22 protein-coding genes and 1 riboswitch are annotated in these 23,815 nt (G+C 49.4%); of the genes, 12 read left to right on the top strand and 10 right to left on the bottom strand.

What is annotated here, in order from left to right:
• Positions 1-16: 16 nt before the first annotated feature.
• Together nusA and rimP are read right to left on the bottom strand one after the other, a co-directional pair.
• A complete protein-coding gene (nusA, locus tag HK11_RS03135) occupies positions 17-1,543 on the bottom strand; it encodes a transcription termination factor NusA (protein WP_086553891.1) in 1,527 nt (508 codons plus the stop codon).
• 30 nt (positions 1,544-1,573) lie between these two features.
• Positions 1,574-2,158, bottom strand: a complete 585-nt coding sequence (gene rimP, locus HK11_RS03130) for a ribosome maturation factor RimP (protein ID WP_086553962.1) — start codon at positions 2,156-2,158, stop codon at positions 1,574-1,576.
• A 232-nt stretch (positions 2,159-2,390) separates the two neighbouring features.
• On the opposite strand from rimP, the gene HK11_RS03125 reads away from it, so the two are divergent.
• The 3 genes from HK11_RS03125 to HK11_RS03115 are packed head-to-tail and all read left to right on the top strand — an operon-like array spanning position 2,391 to position 5,234.
• Positions 2,391-2,978, top strand: a complete 588-nt coding sequence (locus tag HK11_RS03125; protein WP_086553890.1) for a hypothetical protein — start codon at positions 2,391-2,393, stop codon at positions 2,976-2,978.
• Positions 2,975-4,255 (top strand): AAA family ATPase, encoded by a 1,281-nt coding sequence (locus tag HK11_RS03120; protein ID WP_086553889.1) that lies wholly within the window; start codon positions 2,975-2,977, stop codon positions 4,253-4,255. Before HK11_RS03125 ends, HK11_RS03120 begins: the two co-directional genes overlap by 4 nt.
• A 4-nt stretch (positions 4,256-4,259) precedes the next feature.
• Positions 4,260-5,234 (top strand): hypothetical protein, encoded by a 975-nt coding sequence (locus HK11_RS03115; protein ID WP_086553888.1) that lies wholly within the window; start codon positions 4,260-4,262, stop codon positions 5,232-5,234.
• Between the two features lie 17 nt (positions 5,235-5,251).
• On the opposite strand, the gene HK11_RS03110 is transcribed toward HK11_RS03115, so the two are convergent.
• The 4 genes from HK11_RS03110 to HK11_RS12530 all read right to left on the bottom strand — a co-directional run bounded on the left by HK11_RS03110 (position 5,252) and on the right by HK11_RS12530 (position 10,578).
• On the bottom strand, positions 5,252-6,745 hold the full coding sequence (locus HK11_RS03110; RefSeq protein ID WP_086553961.1) for an ABC transporter substrate-binding protein/permease: 1,494 nt from the start codon (positions 6,743-6,745) through the stop codon (positions 5,252-5,254).
• Between the two features lie 50 nt (positions 6,746-6,795).
• On the bottom strand, positions 6,796-7,581 hold the full coding sequence (locus HK11_RS03105; RefSeq protein WP_086553887.1) for an amino acid ABC transporter ATP-binding protein: 786 nt from the start codon (positions 7,579-7,581) through the stop codon (positions 6,796-6,798).
• Positions 7,582-7,621: 40 nt separating this feature from the next.
• The gene (gene acnA / locus HK11_RS03100; RefSeq protein ID WP_086553886.1) at positions 7,622-10,315 is read right to left on the bottom strand and encodes an aconitate hydratase AcnA; all 2,694 of its coding nucleotides are present in this window, start codon (positions 10,313-10,315) and stop codon (positions 7,622-7,624) included.
• A gap of 119 nt (positions 10,316-10,434) precedes the next feature.
• Positions 10,435-10,578 carry a hypothetical protein gene (locus tag HK11_RS12530; protein WP_158092916.1) on the bottom strand — a complete coding sequence of 48 codons (144 nt, stop codon included), beginning with the start codon at positions 10,576-10,578 and terminating at the stop codon, positions 10,435-10,437.
• On the opposite strand from HK11_RS12530, the gene ccmA reads away from it, so the two are divergent.
• The gene (ccmA, locus tag HK11_RS03095) at positions 10,517-11,263 is read left to right on the top strand and encodes a heme ABC exporter ATP-binding protein CcmA (protein ID WP_408736136.1); all 747 of its coding nucleotides are present in this window, start codon (positions 10,517-10,519) and stop codon (positions 11,261-11,263) included. The genes HK11_RS12530 and ccmA overlap by 62 nt on opposite strands.
• On the top strand, positions 11,260-11,928 hold the full coding sequence (gene ccmB / locus HK11_RS03090) for a heme exporter protein CcmB (RefSeq protein WP_086553884.1): 669 nt from the start codon (positions 11,260-11,262) through the stop codon (positions 11,926-11,928). Before ccmA ends, ccmB begins: the two co-directional genes overlap by 4 nt.
• A gap of 27 nt (positions 11,929-11,955) precedes the next feature.
• Here the strand turns inward: ccmB and HK11_RS03085 are convergent, their stop codons facing one another.
• Positions 11,956-13,086, bottom strand: coding sequence for a type III PLP-dependent enzyme (locus HK11_RS03085; protein ID WP_086553960.1), 1,131 nt, complete (start codon positions 13,084-13,086; stop codon positions 11,956-11,958).
• Between the two features lie 463 nt (positions 13,087-13,549).
• Here HK11_RS03085 and HK11_RS03080 point away from each other — a divergent pair, with 463 nt between their 5' ends.
• Positions 13,550-14,539, top strand: coding sequence for a YihY/virulence factor BrkB family protein (locus HK11_RS03080; protein WP_086553883.1), 990 nt, complete (start codon positions 13,550-13,552; stop codon positions 14,537-14,539).
• On the opposite strand, the gene HK11_RS03075 is transcribed toward HK11_RS03080, so the two are convergent.
• Positions 14,536-15,195, bottom strand: coding sequence for a septal ring lytic transglycosylase RlpA family protein (locus HK11_RS03075; protein WP_086553882.1), 660 nt, complete (start codon positions 15,193-15,195; stop codon positions 14,536-14,538). The genes HK11_RS03080 and HK11_RS03075 overlap by 4 nt on opposite strands.
• A gap of 287 nt (positions 15,196-15,482) precedes the next feature.
• Here HK11_RS03075 and aroQ point away from each other — a divergent pair, with 287 nt between their 5' ends.
• From aroQ to accC, 3 genes are read left to right on the top strand one after another with little or no spacing between them, the layout of a single operon-like run.
• The gene (gene aroQ, locus HK11_RS03070; RefSeq protein WP_086553881.1) at positions 15,483-15,941 is read left to right on the top strand and encodes a type II 3-dehydroquinate dehydratase; all 459 of its coding nucleotides are present in this window, start codon (positions 15,483-15,485) and stop codon (positions 15,939-15,941) included.
• Complete coding sequence (gene accB, locus HK11_RS03065; RefSeq protein WP_086553880.1) at positions 15,938-16,408, top strand: acetyl-CoA carboxylase biotin carboxyl carrier protein; 471 nt, start codon at positions 15,938-15,940, stop codon at positions 16,406-16,408. Before aroQ ends, accB begins: the two co-directional genes overlap by 4 nt.
• On the top strand, positions 16,408-17,757 hold the full coding sequence (gene accC, locus HK11_RS03060) for an acetyl-CoA carboxylase biotin carboxylase subunit (protein WP_086553879.1): 1,350 nt from the start codon (positions 16,408-16,410) through the stop codon (positions 17,755-17,757). Before accB ends, accC begins: the two co-directional genes overlap by 1 nt.
• Before the next feature lie 85 nt (positions 17,758-17,842).
• Here the strand turns inward: accC and thiC are convergent, their stop codons facing one another.
• Positions 17,843-19,651: a phosphomethylpyrimidine synthase ThiC gene (gene thiC, locus HK11_RS03055; protein WP_086553959.1), complete on the bottom strand. Its 1,809-nt coding sequence runs from the start codon at positions 19,649-19,651 to the stop codon at positions 17,843-17,845.
• A gap of 137 nt (positions 19,652-19,788) precedes the next feature.
• Positions 19,789-19,939, bottom strand: a riboswitch (TPP riboswitch).
• Positions 19,940-20,052: 113 nt separating this feature from the next.
• Between thiC and HK11_RS03050 the strand changes: the two genes are divergently transcribed.
• Positions 20,053-21,528 carry a sugar porter family MFS transporter gene (locus HK11_RS03050; protein WP_086553878.1) on the top strand — a complete coding sequence of 492 codons (1,476 nt, stop codon included), beginning with the start codon at positions 20,053-20,055 and terminating at the stop codon, positions 21,526-21,528.
• Between the two features lie 248 nt (positions 21,529-21,776).
• Here the strand turns inward: HK11_RS03050 and HK11_RS03045 are convergent, their stop codons facing one another.
• The gene (locus HK11_RS03045) at positions 21,777-21,980 is read right to left on the bottom strand and encodes a hypothetical protein (RefSeq protein ID WP_086553877.1); all 204 of its coding nucleotides are present in this window, start codon (positions 21,978-21,980) and stop codon (positions 21,777-21,779) included.
• A gap of 517 nt (positions 21,981-22,497) precedes the next feature.
• On the opposite strand from HK11_RS03045, the gene HK11_RS03040 reads away from it, so the two are divergent.
• Positions 22,498-23,268 carry a tetratricopeptide repeat protein gene (locus HK11_RS03040; RefSeq protein WP_086553876.1) on the top strand — a complete coding sequence of 257 codons (771 nt, stop codon included), beginning with the start codon at positions 22,498-22,500 and terminating at the stop codon, positions 23,266-23,268.
• Positions 23,269-23,487: 219 nt separating this feature from the next.
• Positions 23,488-23,815, top strand: a 328-nt coding sequence (gene bfr, locus HK11_RS03035; RefSeq protein WP_086553875.1) for a bacterioferritin, incomplete at its 3' end; no start/stop codon positions are given.

Here is a 23,815-nt window from a genome sequence, read left to right as displayed (position 1 = left end):
GAAAGGGCTCTGACGACTATCCTTCAGAAGGAGAGGCTCCCTCCCCTTCATCAAACCAGTGTGCACGAGCTGCCATAATAATTTCATTTGCAGCATCTTCCTCGATCACATCAGCTCCGAGGATATCAACCAGCTCATCACCTGCCAGGTCGGCAAGGTCATCGAGGGTCTTTATACCCTTTTCACCGAGAGTCACAAGCATCTGATTCGTAAATACGCCCAGATCGGCAATCTCGTCAGAAACCAGCAGCTCTTTGCGGCGACTATCAAGATCATCTTCCTTTTTCACAAGGAAAGACTCCGCACGCTGCACCAGCTCACCAACGACCGATTCGTCAAAACCTTCGATACCAATCAGCTCGTCTGGCTCAGCGTAGGCCAGCTCCTCCACTGAGTGGAAACCTTCAGTAACCAGAAGCCCTGCAATAACATCATCAACATCAAGCGCGCTGACAAACAGGTTTGTCCGACGGCGGAATTCTTCCTGACGACGTTCAGATTCTTCTGCTTCAGTCAGAATATCAATATCCCAGCGTGTCAGCTGGCTGGCCAGACGTACGTTCTGACCACGACGACCGATTGCCAGAGAAAGCTGTTCATCAGGAACAACAACCTCAACACGACCGGCTTCCTCGTCCATAACCACTTTAGACACTTCAGCCGGAGCAAGTGCATTCACGACAAAAGTAGCCGCCTGCGGGCTCCAGGGAATAATATCAATTTTCTCGCCCTGAAGTTCAGCAACAACAGCCTGAACCCTGGACCCGCGCATACCCACACAGGCACCAACCGGGTCAATAGAGGCATCACGCGAAATAACAGCCATCTTCGCACGTGAACCAGGGTCACGGGCAACAGCCTTAATTTCGATAATACCGTCATAAATCTCCGGCACTTCCTGTGCAAACAATTTTGCAAGGAATGCAGGATGGGTACGGGAGAGGAAAACCTGCGGGCCACGTGGCTCGTCGCGCACATCATAGATGTAAGCACGAACACGATCAGAATTACGGAATGTCTCGCGGGCGATCAGCTCATCACGACGCAGCAGCGCCTCTGTCGAACCGATTTCAACCATAAGATTACCGTATTCAGTACGCTTAACCGTGCCATTAACAATCTCGCCAACACGATCTTTAAACTCGTTATACTGGCGCTTACGCTCATACTCGCGCACACGCTGCACGATAACCTGCTTAGCGGTCTGCGCGGCAATACGTCCAAAATCAATCGGAGGCAGCGGGTCAACGATATATTCGCCAATTTTCAGGTTTTCCTGAAATTTTTTGGCGATCGCCAGAGGAATTTGTGTTTCCTCATTTTCTACCTGCTCAACCACCTCGGTCCAGCGGGAAAGACGAACCTCCCCGGTGCGGCGATCAATGGTCGCACGAATATCTTTTTCGTGACCGTATTTAGCACGCCCGGCCTTTTGAATGGCCTGCTCCATGGCTTCCAGCACTTCGTCGCGATCAATTCCTTTCTCGCGCGAAACAGCATCTGCAACCAGCAGTAATTCAGGACGGGAAACAGAGGTATCCATGCTCTCAGCTCTCCAAAACAGGCAGCTTGATCAGTTCAGTCTGAAATCAGCAGAACCATCAGACTCTACATTATCTTCGTCGTGATCACCCGCAGCAGCCGGGCGGGCCATACGTGCACTCGACTCGATGAGAGCGTCCGTCAGAACCAGACGGGCGCGGCGAATTTCAGCCAGGGGCAACGCAACTTCCGTGCCGTCATCCAGCTTTAAGCGTGCCGCTGTCTCGTCGGCACCAAGCACCACACCAAGAAAGCGACGACGTCCGTTTAATGGCACAATCAGTTCAGCTTTAGCCTGATGTCCGGCAAAGCGATTCCAGTCTTTCACGCGTGTAAGAGGGCGATCAATCCCTGCTGAAGACACTTCAAGCGTCCAGTTACCCGGAATAGGATCTTCAACATCAAAGATAGCGCCGGCAGCACGGCTAATGCGCTCACAATCATTGACACTGATCAGAGAGCCGTCCTTGCGGTCTGCCATAATCTGTACAGTCGGCCTCTCGCGCCCGAGCACAGAAATGCGAACTATTTCATACCCCATATCCTCGATCATCGGCGCAATAAGCGCAACCAGTCTGGATTCGAGGCCTGAATGAGCAGAGAGATCAGCGTCCAATACAAAACCAGGCGGCCCGTCAAGGCCACCCCCCAATTTTTTATATTCATGAAAGGAGATATTTGTGTGTAAGCGATTTCCACTATCTCTGCAAGTGTCCTGAAGTTAATCTTATATGCCTTTTTCAGGCCTCATAACGATATTATAATTATATGTCTTTTTCGGGCTTCATACGGTATTATAATCAACCGGCGACGCTTACCATATTAACTATACTGCTTGGGCAATTCGCATGAGCTTCACCCCTCAGCCAGAGAGAAAACTTCGTGCAGAAGAGGAAAAAAAAACCTCTGGCCTGAAAGCTGCATGTATTCTCACAGGTACGGTTATTCTCCTGGCCGGAGCGGGTGTTCATTTTACCGGCAGTAAGACGTTTTTATCATCCATGGCCGGGGAGTCTGCCTCTTCATCGGAAATTATTTCCATGGGCAATCAGGCCACTCAGGTGCGCCTCATCTCCCCTGATTCCGCGGCTGAGGCTTTAAGTCACTCTGAATTTTCACCCGATGAACAAAGCCAGATTCTTGCAGCGGTAAAGCGTCGGGAACTCAGACTTGTAGAAATGCCTGTATTTGACGCTACCGGCAGCGGTGGCATTGTTACGATATCATGCGGCACAATGTCTCAGACCGTGCACCTTGCACCCACCCCGAAAACTCTCATTCTTCCGATTACGGTCGCAGGCACGGTCAGTGTTACGCCGGCTTCTGACCCGGGGATGTCAGGAATCGGTACTGGAGTTATTACGATGTTTGGACCTCAGGCTCTCCCTGTTATTCATGGTGGACAAACACTAAGCATGACTGTGATTGCCCAATGAAAGGTTTACTCCCCGCTCTTAACCGCCTGATGCCGTTAATGATGGTGATCTTCCTGATTCTGGCCAGCATACAAATGGCCATCAGCCTTCACCTTTCACTGGCTTCTGTCGGGCATTTTATGAAGTGGTGCGCTCCGGCATGGCCTGTACTGGCTGCAGCAGGTAGTATTCTGACAATAAGCGGACTGTTATTTGAAGCAAGAGCGGAGCGACTTGCCCGTAAAGGTTTGTTGCGCCAACAAGGATGGATTATGGATATTCTCAGCAGACTAACGAACCGCAACGCTCTCGAAGAAATGCTGGCACGTGAGCAGCGTGAAACCAGCCTTGATGCGGAAGAACTTGCCGCTAATCTGCGCGCACGCGTTATCGGCCAGGATCAGGTCTGTGAAGACATTGCTGCTCAGCTGCGCCGGCGCCTGGCTCTGCAGGTGCGTGGCAAACCCGTTGGTATCTTCCTGCTTGCTGGCCCCCCTGGCACGGGCAAAACCTATCTGGCAAAGCAGATGGCCCAGCAGCTTGAACGCCCTTTACTGCATTTTGATATGACGCAGATGAGTGACCCCCATGCTGCAACTCAGCTCTTTGGTTCACCTAAAGGATATGTCGGGTCAGACACCTATGGTAAGCTCACCGGCGGCCTTAAAGAAAAACCAGATGCTGTTGTTTTGCTTGATGAGATCGAAAAAGCACATCCTGATGTTTTCAAAAAATTCCTGACCGCATGGAATGACGGGCACATTACTGAAGCCTCAACCGGGCAGCAGGTCTCAACAGTAAGGGCTATCTTTGTTCTGACCTCAAATATTGCGACAGAAGCTCTGACCGAGATTGCAGACCGCCTGCATGACGACCCGGACCGTATGCGTGCCGAATCGGTTGAGGCCCTGCGTCAGGCTGGCTTTGCTGCCGAAGTCCTTAACCGCCTTGATCGTATCTTTGTTTTCCGCGCCCTCAAAGGCCTTGATATTGCACGTGTTGCTGCCCTTGAAATTGAAACTATGATTGAAGGCTATGGCCTGAAAATTGAAGTTGGCGGAATTGACCCGACCCTGCTGATGGACGTCATGCGTCGCCAGATTCGTATGGGAGATGGTGCCTCTGCCCGTGACCTCGTACGCTCCATCGAAGATATGATCAGCGAATCACTGATTGTTGCCCGCCAGCAGGGAGCCCGGATGGTCACGATTGACCGGGCAGAAGATGGCACCATCACGGCCAGAACCGCTGATAACAATCCAAACTCTACATCTTCCCATGCTCGTCTGATGCCCTGAAAACATGTCTGCCATAAAACGCCTCTGGAATCGTGCGCCGCTATGGCGCACTGCTCTGCTTACTGCCTGTCTGTGCACCCTGCTGTCTCTTATCTTCCCGGCTCCCTGGCTGGTGCAGATTGCTCCCCCATATAAAGTGCTGACCAGCAAAATCGGTCATACTCTGGGAAGTGACACCTCCTCTTTTCAGGATGCTGATTCTTCCGGCCAGCCTGACCAGGCAGCGGCAGAGCACCACACTGCATCAGCACCCCCTTTTGATGCCGAATTTACCGGGGTTATTCCCTTTGCCGGGCGTCAGCTCCCGCTTCCCGCAGGCAAATGGCATGCTATCGCAAACCAGCAGGATGACCAGAATCATAGTGAAGTTCTGTCATCCGTTCTGGTACGCGTCGACCAGGGCCTGGTAACAGGCCTGATTGTTGCTCAGGCAACAACTCAGCCTGTTTCAGCAGAAAATGCTCAAAACCTCGAAAGCCTTTGCAATAACGGGTATAATTTTCTGGTCGGCAGCCTGCCACAGGATGGCAGACAAACTGAATGCTGGATGACATCACCAGTGCGCGTGCTTGACCACTCCTTCATGGCAGCCAATCAGCCTCTGCAGGGCCTTATGGCCAGCCCCATACTGGCGTTTACGCTTAACCGCCTGACGGAAATGAAGTTTATCCTGCCGCCGGCTATGGTTGATGCCGCATGGTTACATATTGAAAAAACAAAATCAGGCTCAGGTGTCGATGTCGCCTCTGTTCATACGCTCATCAGCCCTGCAACCCCGGGACAAAAAAACTTCCCTGGCGCGCCTGAAGACTGGACACGCACCGGCATGCAAAATGACCCGGCTGTTGCGAGCTTTGTAAACTCAGTCAATGTCTGGCTGGTAAAATGGCTGCCTTACCTGCGCAAGGCCTATGCTAATAAGCTTGAGGCCAATACTATCCCGGCAACTATCGCAGCTGACCCGGGATACCATAACTAGCGGTCCCTGTTTCAGCCTCACTCACGCCGTGTGTGAGGCTGTGCCAGTTTCTTCTCTGCCATACGAGCAAGACGCACAAATGGCAGACCCAGAATAAGATAGGCCCCTCCAACCATCAGGCCGGTGCCAAAATAATCAAAATATGTAGAAGACAAACGAATGTAAGTCTGTGTCAGCTCGGTCAGAGTGATTACGCTGACAAGAGATGAATCTTTTAAAAGAGAAATAAAATCATTCGTCATCACTGGCATAACCAGACGAAACGCCTGCGGCACCACCACAAAACGTAAGGCCTGGAAATGCGTCATATTAAGAGCCAGAGCGGCCTCCATCTGTCCTGGCGCGACAGACTGTAACCCGGCCCTGTAATTCTCTGCCTCATACGCTGCATAGTTAAGACCCAGACCAAGCACACCGGCAAGAAATGGCCCAAGACTGATACCAAACTCTGGCAGACCATAAAACAGAAACAAAATCTGAATAAGCAACGGTGTACCGCGCACAACCTCAACATAAACAGATGTCAGAGAAGCCAGTGGGCGGGGACCATATAAACGTATCAGCGCCAGGGCCAGCCCAAGTGCCACTGCCAGCACCATGGCACATAATGATACCAGCAGGGTCAGCGCAGCCCCTTTTGCCAGGAAGGGTATAAAACTAACATAACGCCAGAAACGTGCCTTCCATGACGTGGCGCTGTGCAAAACCTCTGTGTATCTGATCCACCCTGCAGGCTCTGCCGCCAGAGTGGTTCTGTCCCCGGTCATTGCCGCCATTTCTGGTGACCATAACTTCCAGTTAGCCAGAATTTTATGCAGGCTGCCATCCTGCATCATTGCAGCCAGAGCGGTATTCACCTGCTCACGCAAGGCACCATGCTTGCCTTTAGCAAAAGCAACGCCATAGGCAACGCGCCCTATGGGTGCACCGACCACTTCAAGTGCGGGGTTGGTACTCCCATAATACTGAGCAATCGGCCCATCAATCAAAATAGCATCTGTGCGCCCGTTTACCAGATCAAGAAACACATTGGTTTCCTCATCATAGGTGCGCATTTCTATCTCCGGGTGATTTTGCAGAATACGCTCAGCCTGTGTCGCCTTCAGCGTACCAACAATATGCCCTTTAAGCTGATCAAGCGTATCAAAATGCGGGCCATCACGCCTGACAACAAGCCGCTCTGATGTCACATAATACGGATCACTGAAATCAATACCCTCGGCATGTTCAGGGGTGATTTCAATACCGCAGATAACCATTTCATACAGACCACGCTCCAGCCCGGGAATAAGACCATCCCAGTCATTTTGCACAAACTGCAGCGGGTTTTTCATATGCCGGCCAAGTTCCTGCACCAGATCATATTCAAAACCTGTCAGCTGCGTCTGATCTTTCAGGTCATGAAACGTAAAAGGCACATCTGCTGATGCATCAGCTGCCCAGCGTACAGGATGAGATTCCCCTCTGGCAGAACCGGCAAAAAGAGCCAGCACAATAAGGCAGGCAGGCAACCAGCGGCTTACATGACGGGCAAAGGCAAAAAAACGAGTAGAATGCTGCGTCACAGCAACGCTCCCAGAAAACGTCGTGTTCTTTCATCCGTCGGTCTGACACACATAACATCAGGCGGACCTGCCTCAATAATATGGCCGCCATCCATATAAACGATGGTATCTGACGCAACACGGGCAAAACGCATGTCGTGTGTCACGACGATCTGCGTCATGCCTTCTGCATCAAGCTGGCGCATCACATTCAGCACCTCTTCAGCAACCAGAGGATCAAGGGCCGAAGTAGGCTCGTCATAAAGCATAATATCAGGGTTCATCGCCAGAGCCCGCGCTATTGCGGCACGCTGCTGCTGCCCTCCGGAAAGAGAGAGGGGATACCGCCCGGCCACCCGGCCCAGCCCCACTTTTTCAAGCAATGCCATAGCCTGATCACGCTTAACGGTGTCAGTCTGGCGCTTAACAATACGTGGCGCGAGCAAAACATTATCCAGCACCGTCAAGTGCGGGAACAGGTTAAAACTCTGAAAAACCATCCCGACATGGGTGCGCAGCCTGTGTGCCATATGCTCATCTGCACGACGCCAAGGCCCGCCCTGCCGGTCAATGGTCACACCAGCGGCTGTAATCCGTCCACGATCTGGTATTTCAAGGAAATTCAGGCAACGCAAAAATGTGGATTTTCCACATCCTGAAGGCCCGATAACGGAGACCAGATCCCCTTTATGCACCTCAAGCGAGACGCCGTTCAGAATAATGGTTTCGCCAAATTGCTTATGCACATTTTGTGCATGCAGCACTACAGGCTCTTTAACAGAAAAAGCCGACCCGGTTTGCACCAGGCCGGCCCCGTCATGTTTATCAGAAACAGAACGATTCTCAGGCAGCTTTAGTCATCCCACGCAATACATACTGAAGAATGCCACCATGCCGGTAATATTCAACTTCGTCCAGTGTATCGACACGGCAGAGCAGCTGAACATCCTGCGTGCTGCCATCAGCACGCTTAACGGTCATCGTTACATCCATACGTGGTGTAATTGTCTCAAGCCCTTTGAACGAAATAATCTCATCACCTTTGAGATTAAGAGTTTTTCGAGTTGTACCTTCTTTAAACAGCAATGGCAGAACCCCCATTCCAACAAGGTTGGAACGATGAATACGCTCAAAACTTTCTGCAACAACGGCTTTGATACCCAGCAGCAGCGTGCCTTTGGCAGCCCAGTCACGCGAGGACCCCATGCCATATTCTTTACCACCAAAGACAACCAGAGGGGTACCCTCTTCTTTGTATTTCATGGCTACATCATAAATGAAACCCTCTTTACCATCAGGGTAATGTCTGGAAAGACCTCCCTCCGTGCCAGGAAGCATTTCATTTTTGATACGAATATTAGCAAAAGTGCCACGTACCATTATGCGGTCATTACCACGGCGTGAGCCGTAAGAGTTAAAATCGCGCTGCTCAACGCCATTTTCAATCAGATAACGTCCTGCCGGGGAGTCTTTTTTAATCGCACCGGCAGGGGAGATATGATCGGTCGTGATATTGTCACCTAACAGAGCAAGAATACGCGCATTTTCAATATTACCCGGCGCAACAGGCTCGTGTGTAATACCTTTAAAATATGGCGGGTCCTGCACGTAGGTAGATGTTTTGTCCCACTGGTAAGTTTCAGAACCTGTTACAACCTTCAGATTCTGCCACTCAGGCGTACCTTTAGAAACATGCTTATAGCGTTTGATAAATTCCTCACGATTAATAGAAGAACCCATCAGCTCAGCAATCTCTTTATTAGATGGCCAGATATCTTTCAGATAAACAGGTTTGCCATCCTTCGAGGTACCAAGAGGATCTTTCGTAATATCCTGGCGCATCGTACCCAGTAAAGAATAGGCAACGACAAGTGGAGGGCTGGCAAGATAGTTTGCCCTTACGTTCGGAGAGATACGCCCTTCAAAGTTGCGGTTACCTGACAAAACAGAAACAGCAACCAGATTATTGTTTTCAATTGCATCAACAATATCAGGTGCCAGCGGGCCTGAGTTACCAATGCAGGTTGTGCAGCCATAACCAACGGTATTAAAACCAAGCGCATCCAGATCTTCTGTCAGACCAGCACGAAGCAGATAATCTGTAACAACCTGAGAGCCGGGAGCCAGGGAGGTTTTTACCCATGGTTTTGGCGTCAGCCCAAGAGCCCGTGCCTTACGCGCAACCAGACCAGCCGCAATCAGTACTGCCGGGTTTGATGTGTTGGTGCACGAGGTGATAGCCGCAATAACGATATCACCCTGGCCAATTTCATAGTTAGTTCCTGCAACAGGTGCTTTTTTATTCGCATCATTTGCCGGAATACCAAGAGAAGAAGTCAGCTCTTTTTCAAACTCTGTTTTCGCAGCAGTCAGGACAACCCGGTCCTGAGGGCGTTTTGGACCAGAAATAGACGGTACAACAGTTGCCAGATCAAGCTCAAGAATATCTGTGAAAACCGGCTCAGGTGTTTCAGCAGTGCGGAACATACCCTGCGCGCGTAAATACTCTTCAGTCAGCCTGATACGATGTTCGTCACGACCTGTTTCATGCAAATAATCAAGCGTCAGCTTATCAACAGGGAAGAAGCCACAGGTCGCACCATATTCAGGCGCCATATTGGCAATCGTTGCACGGTCAGCAACAGGCAGATGATCAAGAGCAGGGCCAAAAAACTCAACAAATTTGCCTACAACACCTTTGCGGCGCAACATCTGCGTAACAGTCAGCACCAGATCGGTAGCCGTCGCCCCTTCAGGCAGCTTACCTGTGAGACGGAAACCGATCACGTCAGGAATAAGCATAGCAATAGGCTGCCCCAGCATTGCGGCCTCAGCCTCAATGCCACCAACACCCCAGCCCAGAACACCAAGGCCGTTAATCATAGTTGTGTGGCTGTCTGTACCATACAACGAGTCAGGGTAGACGTAGTCTTTACCACCAACATTTGCTGTCCAGGCGACCTGTGCAATATATTCAAGGTTCACCTGATGGCAGATCCCTGTATCAGGCGGAACAACTGAGAAGTTTTCAAATGCCTCCTGCCCCCAGCGCAAAAAAGCATAACGTTCTGCATTACGCTCAAACTCCAGCGTAATATTCTTCTGCAGCGCATCAGGTGAGCCATAAACATCAACCATCACAGAATGGTCGATCACCAGGTTAACCGGCACCAGCGGGTTAACCTTTTGTGCATCCCCCTTCAGCTTCACGATGCCATCACGCATAGCGGCAAGGTCAACAACGGCGGGGACACCGGTGAAGTCCTGCATCAGAATACGGGAAGGCTTAAACGGCACTTCCTTCGTGCTGCTGCCTGAAGGGAGCCAGCCTGCAATCGCCTTTGCATCGTCAACGTTATAGGAGCGGCTGTCTTCAAAACGCAGAATGTTCTCAAGCAGAACTTTCAGCGATACAGGCAGGCGACTGATGTCACCGATTGACTTCGCCGCCTCAGGAATTGAAAAATAGTGATATACTTTGCCGTCAACAGTAAGCGAACGGCTGGTTTTAAGTGAATCGTGCCCAACGGTTTTCATTTACTTTAATCTCCCCGATCACAGCCAGTGGCTGGTGATACGCTCAGGAAGCCGACACACAACATTATGCTGTATATGCATCCAGATTCCCGGATGCCCGGCTTGATATCCTTACGGGTCTAGAACATACCGGCGAGGCATTGTGATACAAGGCGGTCTGCGACCACGAGAACGCGAGCAGGCCTGCTTCTGCGGGTTTTGATGGTAACATTAAGGAGAAGTCCCATCTCCGGGCATTCATTTTCACCAGGTTGTTCATCCATGTCGGTTATACCCTTACTCAAAGGCGACTCTTTGTGTGTGTTCAGAGGTGAGCGGCTCGTTCTCAGCAAGATCAGCCTCTCCCTGCATGCAGGGGAGGCTATGCTCCTGACAGGGCCAAATGGCGCAGGAAAATCAACACTTCTGAGGGTTCTGGCCGGGCTAAGACACCCTGATGCCGGTACGTTGTTATGGCAGGGACAACCTGTAAAAGATGACATAACAGCCCATACACAACGCGTCGCTTACCTTGGTCACCAGGAGGCTCTGAAACCTGGCCTGACGGTTACTGAAAACTTAAAAATTTATGCGACCACGACAGGCAGCAACATTGCCGAAGCTCTGAAAACCTTTAATCTTCCGGAGCTGGCTGACCTGCCCGCCCGCCAGCTCTCTGCCGGGCAGAAGCGGCGTACCGCTCTGGCCCGCGTTTTACTGAGACAGGCCCCTTTATGGCTGCTGGATGAGCCCACACTTGGCCTGGATAATGCAACTATTAGTCTGCTGGGCGAGGCTCTGACCCGCCACCGTCAAAAAGGCGGCATGATAATTGCAACCTCACACGTTCCTCTGCCAATGGATACAACCTCTCACCTCGACCTGCCAGCGGCACCAGATCAGGCTGTCATGCCAGATACGTCACCGGATGACTGGACCTGGCATGAGCATTCAGGAGCCGCGCCATGATGCCTTTATTCTTTGCCGTTATTACGCGCGACCTGCGCCTGGCACGCCGGCATGGTGCTGACACCCTGGGCGCGGTTCTCTTCTTTATTCTTGCCGCGACCTTATTCCCGCTGGCACTGGGGCCTTCGCCAGAGCTGTTACGCCACATGGCACCGGGTATTATCTGGGTCTGTGCGTTGCTCGCAGCCCTTCTGCCGCTCGGAAGATTATTTGGCGCAGAGTTAGAAGATGGTTCACTTGACCAGCTCATGCTGCTTGGGCTCCCCCCCTCTCTTGTCGCACTGGCAAAGATGACAGCACACTGGCTAACAACCGGCCTGCCTCTTTTAATCGCAGCGATTCCCATGGCTGTTATGCTGGGCCTGCCACAGGTTAGTATTCTGGTTTTAACAGGCGGATTATTTCTGGGGTCAGTGATCCTGTCACTGATTGGCGGCATGGCCGCTGCCGTTGTGCTGGGAGCAAGGCGGAGTGATGTACTTCTGCCTCTTTTAATTCTGCCCCTCACCTGCCCTGCGCTGATTTTTGGCGCAGCAGCACTGGATGCCATCAGTAATGGTCTGCCCTGGATACCTGACCTTGAATTACTGGGAGCTTTCCTGGGTGCAGCTTTACCGCTCTGCCCACTGGCAGCCGGAGCGGGTCTCAGGGCGGCGGTTGAATAGCCGCTGCCCTGCTTTTTTAATCAGACCTCAGATATAATACTCTTCAAGAGGCTGGAACCCGTTGAAGCTCTGAGAACAGTATGTCGAAATATAAGCACCGGCAGAATGCAGCTCTATCTGCTCACCTGATTCAAGAGAGAGAGGCAGCTCATATGGTGCTTTTTCATACATAATGTCAGCGCCATCACAGGTCGGGCCGGCAATAGCAACCGGACCAACAGGTGACCCATCCCGGCTCGTATGAATAGCATACCGGATAGCCTCGCCTTCTGTCTCGGCCAGGCCACCAAAACGACCAATATCAAGATAAACCCAGCGAGGCCCGGTTTCGCGCCCACGCTGGCTGACCAGAACAACCTCTGAACGCACAACGCCGGCTTCACCAACGATATAACGGCCAGGCTCGACCAGCATTTCAGGCAGAGCATTACCAAAATGCTCTGTCATGGCGTGGCTGATAACCTGCGAGAAATGATCAATACCCGGTACATCATGACGATATCTGACCGGGAACCCTCCGCCCAGATTAACCATCCGCAGATCCAGACCTGTGTCAGCCAGTTCAGAAAATACACTGGCGACACGGCTGATAGCGACTTCATAAGCCTCGGCTGAAAGCTGCTGGCTACCAACATGAAAGGACAGACCATAAGGGTCGAGGCCCAGGTCAGCCGCTTTGAGCATCAGTTCTTTTGCTGATTCAGTGCTTGTGCCGAATTTACGGGATAACGGCCACTCAGCGCCTTCGTTATCAACCATAATGCGGCAATAAACACGCGAACCGGGGGCATGCGCTGCAATTTTTTCCAGCTCTTCAAGGCAGTCAAAAGCATACATCCGCACGCCTGCAACATAAGCTGCCTGAATAGCCTGAACTTTCTTTACAGTATTCCCAAAGGAGATCGATTCTGGTTTTGCACCGGCTGAGAGACAAAAGGAAATCTCTTCCCATGAAGCCGCGTCAAAGCAGGAATCCAGCTCAACCAGGCGCGAAAGCACAGGCATAGCCGGGTTTGCTTTCACAGCATAATAAATGCGTGCCTGTGGCAAAGCATGACGCAGCGCCTGATAGCGTGCCTCTACCTGATCGACATCGACAACAAGACAAGGTGTAGCCGGTTTGTTTTCGGCAAAAAAACGAGCAATTTTAGAAGTCACCACTCACATTCCCCGATATCAGGACTCCCGTTTTACATCACTGTATTAAGGAGCGACTTAAAGACTTGGCCTATAAGGCCATAAACAATAAAAAACCTTTACCCTCGAAGGTCCTGCCGCACGGATTATCCGGCTTTATCGCTCAGCTTTGGGAAAGCAACGCCACGTGCATCAGCCGTGGCAAGGGGTGTGCATATGCGACTAAACAAACACAAGCGCAAGACAAAAATAACATTTTTTGAAAAAAACATAGAAACTCATAGCATCGCACGGTAGAAGGTCTGTGCATCTCATTAAAGTTTTCTCATGTTCGTGTCAGAGAACATGTGAAACGTTTTTTCGTCGTTACTGTCAGTCTTACGACAGAGACAATAGCCGATACTATGCCGAAAACCGGAGATACACCGTATCAGAGAAGACCTCCTCTTCTCTGAAATATGAGTATAAGGATATTTCAGAAACAATGCAGGCCGATTGCAGCCAGGCTGAACACGCCCCTTCTGAGACAAAAAATCAGAGTACCCTTAATACATCTTCTTCCGCACCTGTTCGCACTATTGCACGCCCTTCGCAGTTTTCCAGGCACGAATGGCGTATGATTCTGTCACAGGCCATCAAAAATATTTTCTCCGGCCCTATTACTCTGGTGGCTGCGGGGTGTGCTTTCTATACCACCCTGTCTCTCTTCCCGGCGATAAGTTCACTCATCTCAATCTACGGGCTGGCTTTTGACGTACAGACTGTCACACCGCAGCTGCGTGTTCTGCGCAGCCTTCTCCCTCCGGCAGCATATTCTCTGATTTATGACAGAATACAAACACTGGTTGCTGAACCTCACAGCTCACTAACCCTCAACCTGATCATTTCACTTAGTGTCGCCCTGTGGTCGGCATCTGCGGCAACACGCTCAATTCTTGCTGCACTTAATATTGCCTACAATACTAAAGAAACCCGCAATTTTTTTGTCTTTCAGATTACCGCTCTGTCGATGACACTTTTTGCCATTCTCGGCGCAGTGCTTACAATAGCCATTATGGTCGCGGTACCTCTGCTGCTCAATATGACAATGTGGCTGCACATCCCTACTCCACCAGGATCAATTGAATTTGTCGCACAGTGGAGCGGGCCTCTGGTTGTTTTTCTGTTCCAGACGCTGGCAACATGCGCATTGTACCGTTTTGGACCAGACCGCCACTATCGCACAAACTGGCGATGGGTTTTACCAGGAGCCTTGTTTTCAACAATTACCTGGGTCATTTCGGCTCTCGGTTTTTCTTATTATGTCGCTCACATCGCAAGCTACAATGCAACCTATGGCCCGCTCGGAGCCTTCATCGGCATTATGATGTGGTTTTTCGTAAGTGCCTGGGTTGTTATGATGGGTGCCGAGCTCAGCGCCCAGATGGAAGGGCAGGCACTGGAGATTTCAGGCAAAGCACCTCAACAGCATTAATGAGATGCTGTTGTGTGTCGCTTACGCAGGAAAGGTTTTGAATATTTAACCGTGGGCTGAGCTTCAGGATTCTGAACGGATGAAGCCCTGTTTTCTGCGTCATCAGCTATCGGAGCCTGAGCAACTTCTGTTGCCTCAGGTACTGGCTGAACCTCAACATGAGCAACGCCTTTTTTTAGCATACCCAGACGTTCAGCGGCTGCCTTTGAAAGATCAATAATTCTGTTATGAACGTATGGTCCTCTGTCATTAACCATAACGACAACTGACCGCCCCGTTTCCTTCGACGTTACCAGAATTTTGCTCCCAAGCGGTAATGTCGGGTGCGCAGCCGTAAGAGCTGTTTTATCAAACATTGTTCCTGAAGACGTACGGTGGCGATTAAAATGCTCACCATACCAGCTTGCCAGCCCTTCCTGGTGCAGGCGATGCTTCATGGAATCAACACTGCTCATCAATGCACGTTTACGCGCCGCCAGAGCGTTACGAACAGACTGCGCCCAGGGCGTAGAGACCGGCTCACCTGTATTATCAGAAGAGGCCAGAGCGGTATCAGGGGAATTTCCTGTTTCTGCAACTGCTGCCCCGGCAGAGGATGATCCAAGAGCTGTCATTAAAACGACCCCTCCCAGAAGTGTTCGGCGCAAAGCTGACATCGTGTGTTGTTCCCTCCTCATTAATAATCAGGGCAACCCGGATGCCTTCTATACCCGATGTAAAGCGCAAATGTGGCATAAAAAATCAAAAATATGTTTTTTTCTATACCTGACAAGCATAAAAAACGCACTGCTATTAAATCAGTTAGCGCAAATAAACACGACATATCTTATTGGTTTTTAATTGTTTTTTAATATTTCCGATAATAAATTTTTTCATGAAAATTAATTCATCTCACCAGCTTATCTTGGAGAGTTTATCCCCTCTGTGCTAGCATCTCCCCACCATGGAAAGACCTCTTATTGCCGTACTTAACGGCCCTAATCTCAACATGCTCGGCCAGCGCCAGCCCGAAATTTACGGACATGCGACGCTCGACGACGTGGAACAAATCTGTATTCAGGCAGCAGATAAGCTTGACCTGGCTATCGATTTTCGACAGACGAATATAGAAGGTGAGCTGATTTCCTGGGTGCAGGAGTGCCGTAAACGTGCCCGGGGCATCATTATTAACCCTGCAGGATATAGCCATACATCTGTTGCGCTGCTAGATGCTTTGCTTGCAACAGATTTGCCAGTAATTGAGGTACATATTTCCAATATTCACCGTCGCGAGCCATTCCGTCACATGTCTTATGTTTCGCGCGCTGCTGTTGGCGTTATATGCGGACTGGGCGTGGCCGGATATTCCCTGGCGCTGCAGGCAATAACTGATTTTATTTTTCAAGAGGATGATCACCGATGAGCGGATTGCTCGTGGATGCGGATACCATTAGAACACTCGCTACCATTCTGGCCGATACCGGCCTGACAGAAATTGAAGTTACCGAAAAAGACAGTCGCATCCGTGTGGTACGCGCTCTGCCGCCCGTACAGGCAGCTATTGCTGCACCGGTAGCAGCTCCTGTTGCAGCGGTTGCCCCGGCTGCTGTTGCAGCTCCGGCACCGGTTGCTGCTCCGGCTGACCTTTCCGCTCACCCCGGAGCCGTTAAAAGCCCGATGGTTGGTGTAGCCTACCTCACACCTGACCCGTCAGCTCCACCTTTCATCAGCGTCGGACAGACCGTCAGTGCCGGTCAGACTCTGCTCCTGATTGAAGCCATGAAAACTTTCAACCAGATCAAAGCGCCAAAAGCCGGCACAGTTAAATCTGTTCTCGTCGCTTCAGGTGATCCGGTAGAATTTGGTCAGCCTCTGGTCGTTATTGAGTAATGTTCTCTAAAATTCTTATCGCCAATCGTGGCGAAATTGCCTTGCGTATCCTGCGCGCCTGCCGGGAGCTTGGCATCAAAACCGTGGCTGTGCATTCAACTGCTGACCAGGATGCAATGCATGTTCGCCTTGCTGATGAAGCAGTCTGCATCGGCCCGGCCTCATCACGCGATTCGTACCTGAATGTTGCCGCCATTCTTTCTGCCGCAACCATCACCGGTGCGGAGGCAATTCACCCCGGTTATGGCTTCCTGTCAGAAAACGCCGACTTTGCCGAAACGGTAGAATCGCACGGTCTGGTCTTTATTGGCCCAACCGCACAGCACATCCGCATGATGGGCGATAAAATTACCGCTAAAACCACCATGCAGGCACTTGGTGTTCCTCTGGTTCCAGGCTCTGATGGTGAACTGGCCAGTATTGAGGAAGCACGTAAGGTCGCAGCTAAAGTTGGCTATCCTGTGCTGATTAAAGCTGCAGCAGGTGGTGGTGGCCGTGGCATGAAAGTTGCTCCGACCGAAGCTGACCTGGAAGAAGCCTGGAATGTAGCCCGTACAGAAGCTCGTGCAGCTTTTGGCAATGACGCAGTTTATCTTGAAAAATACATGGATAAGCCCCGTCATATAGAGCTTCAGATTCTTGGCGATAACTATAATAATGTCGTCCATTTTGGTGAGCGTGACTGCTCTTTACAGCGTCGCCACCAGAAACTGCTTGAAGAAGCCGGGTCACCTGCTATTTCAGCAGAACAGCGTGATGAAATTGGTAAGACCGTTACCGAAGCCCTGTCAAAAATGGGCTACCGTAACGCTGGCACTCTTGAGTTCCTGTATCAGGATGGCCAGTTCTGCTTTATCGAAATGAACACACGTCTTCAGGTTGAACATCCTGTGACAGAAATGGTCAGTGACGTTGACCTTGTGCGTGAGCAGATTCGTATCGCAGCCGGTGAGAAACTTGGTTACACACAAAAAGATGTAACATTCTCTGGTCATTCCATTGAATGTCGTATCAATGCTGAAGACCCTAACGACTTCTCACCCTGCCCCGGTACTGTAACAGTTTATCACCCGCCAGGTGGACTGGGTGTGCGCGTTGATAGTGCACTTTATACCGGCTATCGCGTACCGCCTTACTATGACAGCATGATCGCTAAGGTCATCGTTCATGCACCAACACGTGCAGAAGCGATTGCCCGGATGCAACGCGCTCTTGATGAGTTTGTTGTTGAAGGGATTAAGACGGTTATTCCTCTGCACCGTCGTATTCTTGAAAATCCTGAGTTTCAGAAAGGTGACTACACCATTCACTGGCTTGAGAATTTTTCAGCACAATTACAGGAAGTCTGACGCGTTTTTTAAAACCTTCAGACTTCAGTCAGGGGAGGGTTTTTACCCTCCCCTGACGTGTTTTTAAGCACCCAAAAAACCTGTTTTATTCAGCCGGAATGTAAACTTTACCGCCAGCCTTGCGGAACTCTTCGCTTTTCTCTTCCAGTCCGGCGAGACGCTCAGCATCTTTTTTAATGTCCTGGCTAATGCGCATAGAGCAAAACTTAGGCCCGCACATAGAGCAGAAATGTGCTGTTTTATGCGCTTCACGTGGCATTGTTTCATCATGATAGGCACATGCCGTATCAGGGTCGAGAGACAGATTAAACTGATCCTCCCAGCGGAATGAGAACCGTGCACGGCTTAACGCATCATCACGCAGCCTTGCCGCGGGGTGACCTTTAGCCAGGTCAGCCGCATGAGCAGCCAGGCGATAGGTGATAACACCGGTTTTCACATCATCACGGTCTGGCAGCCCCAGATGCTCTTTTGGCGTGACGTAACACAGCATTGCGGTGCCAAACCAGCCAATCATAGCAGCGCCAATAGCTGAGGTAATATGGTCATAACCAGGTGCGATATCAGTGGTTAGTGGCCCAAGCGTATAAAAAGGAGCCTCACCACAATCTTTGAGCTGTTTATCCATATTTTCTTTGATCTTGTGCATAGGCACATGCCCAGGCCCTTCGATCATCACCTGACACCCTTTTGCCCAGGCAATTTTGGTCAGCTCACCAAGGGTTTCCAGCTCAGCAAACTGCGCAGCATCATTCGCATCGGCAATACTACCCGGGCGCAAACCATCTCCCAGAGAGAAGGAGACGTCATAAGCGCGCATAATGTCGCAGATTTCTTCAAAATGCTCATACAAAAAGCTCTCACGATGCCCGTTGAGGCACCAGCTTGCCATGATCGACCCGCCACGTGATACAATGCCTGTCACACGGCTGGCTGAGAGCGGCACATGCTGCAGGCGAACCCCCGCATGAATGGTAAAATAATCCACTCCCTGCTCAGCCTGCTCGATCAGTGTATCACGAAAAACTTCCCAGCTGAGTTTGCTGACATCACCACCAACTTTCTCAAGCGCCTGATAAAGTGGCACTGTACCGATGGGTGTTGGCGAGTTACGAAGAATCCAGTCACGAATATTATGAATGTTACGACCTGTTGAGAGGTCCATGACCGTATCCGCACCCCAGCGAATCGCCCAGACAAGCTTTTCCACCTCCTGAGCCGCAGTGGAGGTCACTGCTGAGTTGCCAATATTAGCGTTCACCTTAACAAGAAAATTACGCCCGATAATCACCGGCTCAAGCTCAGGGTGATTAATGTTAGCCGGAATAATGGCACGGCCGCAGGCAATTTCCTGCCTGACAAACTCAGGCGTTACAAACTCAGGCACAGAGGCACCAAATGAGTTACCATCCTGAAGACGTGCAGCGGCTCCCTCAGCAGCAATCTGGCGGCCAAGGTTTTCGCGGTGTGCAACGTAAATCATTTCTTCTGTAATGATACCCGCACGTGCAAACTCATATTGCGTGACCATCTGCCCTTCAGCGCCTTTTAAAACGGCATGAGGTGCAGGACAGGCAGGCACCAGATGCTCACCCTGGGCGTTACCATTATCTTCAGGTTTCACAGCACGTGGTGTGACCTGCTGGAAATTACGTTTTTTAAGCCACCCGGTACGCACCTCTGACAAACCCTGGCGCAAATCTATCTGCGCATCTGTCTCGGTATACGGGCCAGAAGTGTCATACACCCACAAAGGTTTTTCCTTCGCTGACGGGTCGAGCTTAATTTCCCGAAACGGAACACTGATATCCGGGTGGCCTTCAGGGCTTGAATAGACTTTGCGTGAACCACGTACAGGACCAGTTGTCACATGCCCGGGATCAGCAGCAAACATGCTCCTGACATCCGGCGCCTGATTTTTTTTAGTTTCAACAGGGGCAGTCATCTCGCTTACTCCTCATTACGGAGGAGCGGAGAGCAGAAAAAACCCGGCAGGCACCCCACAGGAGAGGTCACAGAACTACACCGGTCGTTTTTTCATTTCACCAGTCCCTCCGCCGGCATGACCCGGATCAGGTTCCCCGTCGCAGCTACATGCTGCGAACGGCAGGGTCGCCACGCGTTCTGACCAGCAGAACCAGTAGCCTCTCAGTTCCTTGCCGGAACCCCCCTTGGTAGTTTTCATGAAATAACTTTCTGTTTGAAAATGTCAAGCATCTGTGCAGGAGTTGAGCTTTCTAACACAAAAGCAATCAAGTCTTTGCAAAATCACAACAAATATGGCATGTATAAAATATGCAAACAGAAAAGAAACGCGCTCAGGAAGCCATAAATAACACTGAAATCTCTCCTAATGCCAACCTCCTCTTATGGATAGCCGCCTTTGTTGCCGCTATTTGTGGTGGGCTTTACGGATATGATACTGGCATCATATCCGGAGCACTTTTGCTCATAACAAAAGATTTTCATCTGACCTCTGGTCAGGAAGAAATCGTTACTTCTGCTATTCTTATTGGTGCCGTTACAGGTGCTCTTGGTGTCTCATACTTCTCTGAAAAATTTGGTCGTCGTATATCTGTCATGCTTGTCACAGCCATTTTTGTTATTGGTGCTGTGGCCTGTTCTTATGCGCCCGATATGATTTTTTTAGTTATAGCACGTGTTTTTCTTGGTTTGGCAGTAGGGGGTGCAACACAGGTTGTACCAACTTATATTTCCGAACTCGCGCCGGCCAGCAGACGCGGCAACCTCGTCACGCTCTTTAATGTTGCAATTGGTGTCGGTATTTTTCTTGCCAACCTGGTTGGCTTTACTATGCGTGATGCCTGGGGATGGAGACCCATGGTCTCCATTGCAGCACTACCGGCCGCTTTTGTGTTTATCTGCATGTTTTTCATGCCCAAAAGTCCTCGCTGGACAGCTGAAAACGAAGGGCTGGCCTCTGCGGTAGAGCAACTGAGCCGGGTGAGAACTTCACGCAAAACAATCAAACGTGAAATTCACGAAATTCACGAAAATGCTTCAAATATCAATGAAAACGAACGGGGCTGGAAAGGACTGAAATTACCCTTTGCCCGTCCGGCTCTTATCGCTGCTCTGGGTATCGCCTTTTTTACACAGGCAGGCGGTCTGGAGATGATGATTTACTATACACCGACCTTCTTGTCCGATGCAGGATTCGGTCATTCAGCCGCTTTGCTGGCCAGCCTTGGTGTTGCTGTTGTTTACCTGGTTATGACACTGCTTGGCTGTCTGCTGGTTGATAAAATCGGTCGCCGTCGCCTTGTTTTAATTATGGGACCAGGCTCAGTTATCAGCCTGATCGGCCTGGGTATTATGTTTGCCATCCATCCTGACAAAGGCAGTGCTGGCAGCTGGATTACAATTCTCTTTCTCCTGCTGTTCATGATGTTCAATTCAGGTGGCATACAGGTCGTAGGCTGGCTCCTGGGGGCTGAGCTGTTCCCTCTTTCTATGCGTGCCGCTGCAACCAGCGTTCATGCTGCTGTACTCTGGGGTGCTGACCTGCTGGTAACAGCAACAGCACTGACACTGGTGCAGCTTGTTACCCTTGGTGGCACCATGTGGGTTTATGCTGCTGTGAATCTGGCTTCTGTTATTTTCGTTTATTTTTATGTACCTGAAACAGCAGGGGCATCGCTCGAAGATATTGAGACAGCACTGCGCAAAGGCGAGTTTAAACCTAAGCCCGGACAGAGCCCTCAGATTCGCAACTATGACGATGAAGAAAAAGATACTGTTCTGAACTGAAGGATTCGAACTGAGTATGTCAGTGCATACTCAGTGCAATAAAAACCTGATGCTGCTTTTTTATTATTATAAAGCGCAGCATCAGGTTTTTTTATGGGCACGACGCCAGGATGTACCAGGTACGCCCCCATACCCTACATCCGGCTTACGACCCTTTTAGTGCAATTAATAATCATATGCAACTAGAATTTAAAATTTACCCTGCAGCATAACCAGCTGCAGGATCATATTCTCATCTTTATCTGTTTTCAGGCTGGCCTGACGTTGAAACGATTGCAACGGAACTGACGAGCAACATGCTGAAGTAAACCGCAAAAATCAGGTTTTACAGCATCATGAATTCCACGCACACTCTCATGTGCGGCATAAAAACGCGGATGACTTTCCTGATCCGAAAACACGGCGGTTCCAAGAAAAACACCATCAATTTCAATAATTTTAGAGAGTAACACAGCACGACAACCTTATAAGCACGCAGCTATTATTTTTTATAAGACAGCCTAAGCAGCTGTCAGCTTTTCAAAGGCAAACTGCCTTAATGGCTTAATGCCTACATCGCATTATCGTACGGGTTGCAAACACACCTCAAAACCCCTGAAAACATTGTTGTTTCATTTCGTAACATTAATTTTCTAAAACCAACAACGAAAAGATGTCAATATAAAACTATATATTTTCGTATTATTTTTTCTGAAAATCATATATTTGTTACTCTAATTTTACATATAATCCTTTCTAAAATATGACGTTATCATGACATTGTTAATTTTTAATGAATTGTATTTCACTTAAAAAATAATCAAAATATAAAACATAAAAAAAATAACTAATGTTAATAGTTGTATATTAAATATACTATAATTTTATGTATTTTATAAAGTTTCCTTTTTCACCTGATTCCTTGCCTTGATTTTAGCTTTTCTTTAATAATAATTATTCTCAAATAAGCAAGCAAACAGGGCAATATCGATGACACAAAAAAAATGGCTGGCACTGTTTGCAAAACAAAAAAAAGAACAAGCTGCTCTGTCTCTTCCACCAGACATAGAAGAGATTCGTCAGAAAGCTTTTCTGGGGCACTGCCTCGAACAGGTGCTCTGGGGTAAAATTCTTCTCAACAGCACATATGTTCCCTCCAACCCGGCACAAGCCCGCGTTTGGTTTAGAATAGCTGCTGACGCCGGTTATGGCCCTGCCTGGAATATGCTCGGACGCTGTGCTCACTTTGGCTGGGGAGATACCGTCAACTTACTCTTTGCAGCAGAATGTTATGAAAATGCAGCCCGACTCGATGACGAATGGGGACGCTACAATTTAGGAATCCTCTTCATGCGTGGTCTTGGTATGCCACAAAACCTAAAAAAAGCTTTGATGCTTTTTCAGCAGGCTGCACATAACGGGCATGCTAAATCTATGAATATTCTTGCCCGTTTTCTCGAGGAAGGCTGGGAAATCAAACAGGACAGGAACGCTGCAGTTGAATGGTACAGGCAATCAGCAGAAAATGGTGATTACAGAGGACAACATAATTACGCGACTTATCTGATAGAAAATAAAAAAACAGAAGAAGCCCTTCTCTGGTGGGAGAAAGCATTGCCTGATGCAACGTCTGATATTCTCTTCGCAATGCAACGTGCTTTAAACAAACTAAACCACGATAAAGCGATAGCTTTACGTCAATCTCTTTTAAAGCGACTTGAAAACTTCCATCAAAACAGTGCTCTTTCTTTACCAGATTAAAAAAGAACTCCAGTTAAAAATAATTATCATTTCAAGTAAATATAAAAATCCAGATATTTTTCACAGAAAAAATACAAATATATTATATTTTTTTGTTGATATTAATAATCAATTAGATCACTATAAAAGTATCTCTGATTATTTTTATTGATCATCGCCTGGGAATGCTCTACATAATGCTCAAGACATTCATTTCCTAACAAGAAAATGAGAGAGCATATGGCTAAAGATCCAAAAGTTATCGAACATCTTAACACTCAGCTGACAAACGAACTGACAGCTATTAACCAGTATTTTCTTCATGCCCGTACCCTGCGCCACTGGGGTGTTACTCTTCTGGGTAAGAAAGAGTACGAAGAATCTATTGAAGAAATGCGTCATGCCGACTGGCTGATTGAGCGTATTCTTTATCTTGGCGGTCTGCCAAACGTACAGCGCCTCAACACCATTCTGATTGGTCAGGATGTTAAAGAAATTCTCGAGTGCGACCTGAAGCTGGAAGAGAAAGCCATGGCTGATCTTCGTGAAGGCATTGCCTACTGTGAAA

Source organism: Acetobacter sp. DmW_043 (genome assembly GCF_002153485.1).
GTDB classification, from domain to species: domain Bacteria; phylum Pseudomonadota; class Alphaproteobacteria; order Acetobacterales; family Acetobacteraceae; genus Acetobacter; species Acetobacter thailandicus.
Note: the sequence above shows the minus strand (reverse complement) of the source record. Positions and strands in the feature narration are given on the sequence as shown.

Coding starts and splice junctions, on each gene's coding strand:
- nusA (WP_086553891.1), bottom strand. CDS start 1,543: ATGGATACCTCTGTTTCCCGTCCTGAATTACTGCTGGTTGCAGATGCT.
- accC (WP_086553879.1), top strand. CDS start 16,408: ATGTTCTCTAAAATTCTTATCGCCAATCGTGGCGAAATTGCCTTGCGT.
- HK11_RS03125 (WP_086553890.1), top strand. CDS start 2,391: ATGAGCTTCACCCCTCAGCCAGAGAGAAAACTTCGTGCAGAAGAGGAA.
- acnA (WP_086553886.1), bottom strand. CDS start 10,315: ATGAAAACCGTTGGGCACGATTCACTTAAAACCAGCCGTTCGCTTACT.
- HK11_RS03050 (WP_086553878.1), top strand. CDS start 20,053: ATGCAAACAGAAAAGAAACGCGCTCAGGAAGCCATAAATAACACTGAA.
- ccmB (WP_086553884.1), top strand. CDS start 11,260: ATGATGCCTTTATTCTTTGCCGTTATTACGCGCGACCTGCGCCTGGCA.
- HK11_RS12530 (WP_158092916.1), bottom strand. CDS start 10,578: ATGGATGAACAACCTGGTGAAAATGAATGCCCGGAGATGGGACTTCTC.
- HK11_RS03120 (WP_086553889.1), top strand. CDS start 2,975: ATGAAAGGTTTACTCCCCGCTCTTAACCGCCTGATGCCGTTAATGATG.
- thiC (WP_086553959.1), bottom strand. CDS start 19,651: ATGTTTGCTGCTGATCCCGGGCATGTGACAACTGGTCCTGTACGTGGT.
- ccmA (WP_408736136.1), top strand. CDS start 10,517: ATGGTAACATTAAGGAGAAGTCCCATCTCCGGGCATTCATTTTCACCA.
- accB (WP_086553880.1), top strand. CDS start 15,938: ATGAGCGGATTGCTCGTGGATGCGGATACCATTAGAACACTCGCTACC.
- HK11_RS03075 (WP_086553882.1), bottom strand. CDS start 15,195: ATGTCAGCTTTGCGCCGAACACTTCTGGGAGGGGTCGTTTTAATGACA.
- HK11_RS03040 (WP_086553876.1), top strand. CDS start 22,498: ATGACACAAAAAAAATGGCTGGCACTGTTTGCAAAACAAAAAAAAGAA.
- HK11_RS03080 (WP_086553883.1), top strand. CDS start 13,550: ATGCAGGCCGATTGCAGCCAGGCTGAACACGCCCCTTCTGAGACAAAA.
- HK11_RS03115 (WP_086553888.1), top strand. CDS start 4,260: ATGTCTGCCATAAAACGCCTCTGGAATCGTGCGCCGCTATGGCGCACT.
- aroQ (WP_086553881.1), top strand. CDS start 15,483: ATGGAAAGACCTCTTATTGCCGTACTTAACGGCCCTAATCTCAACATG.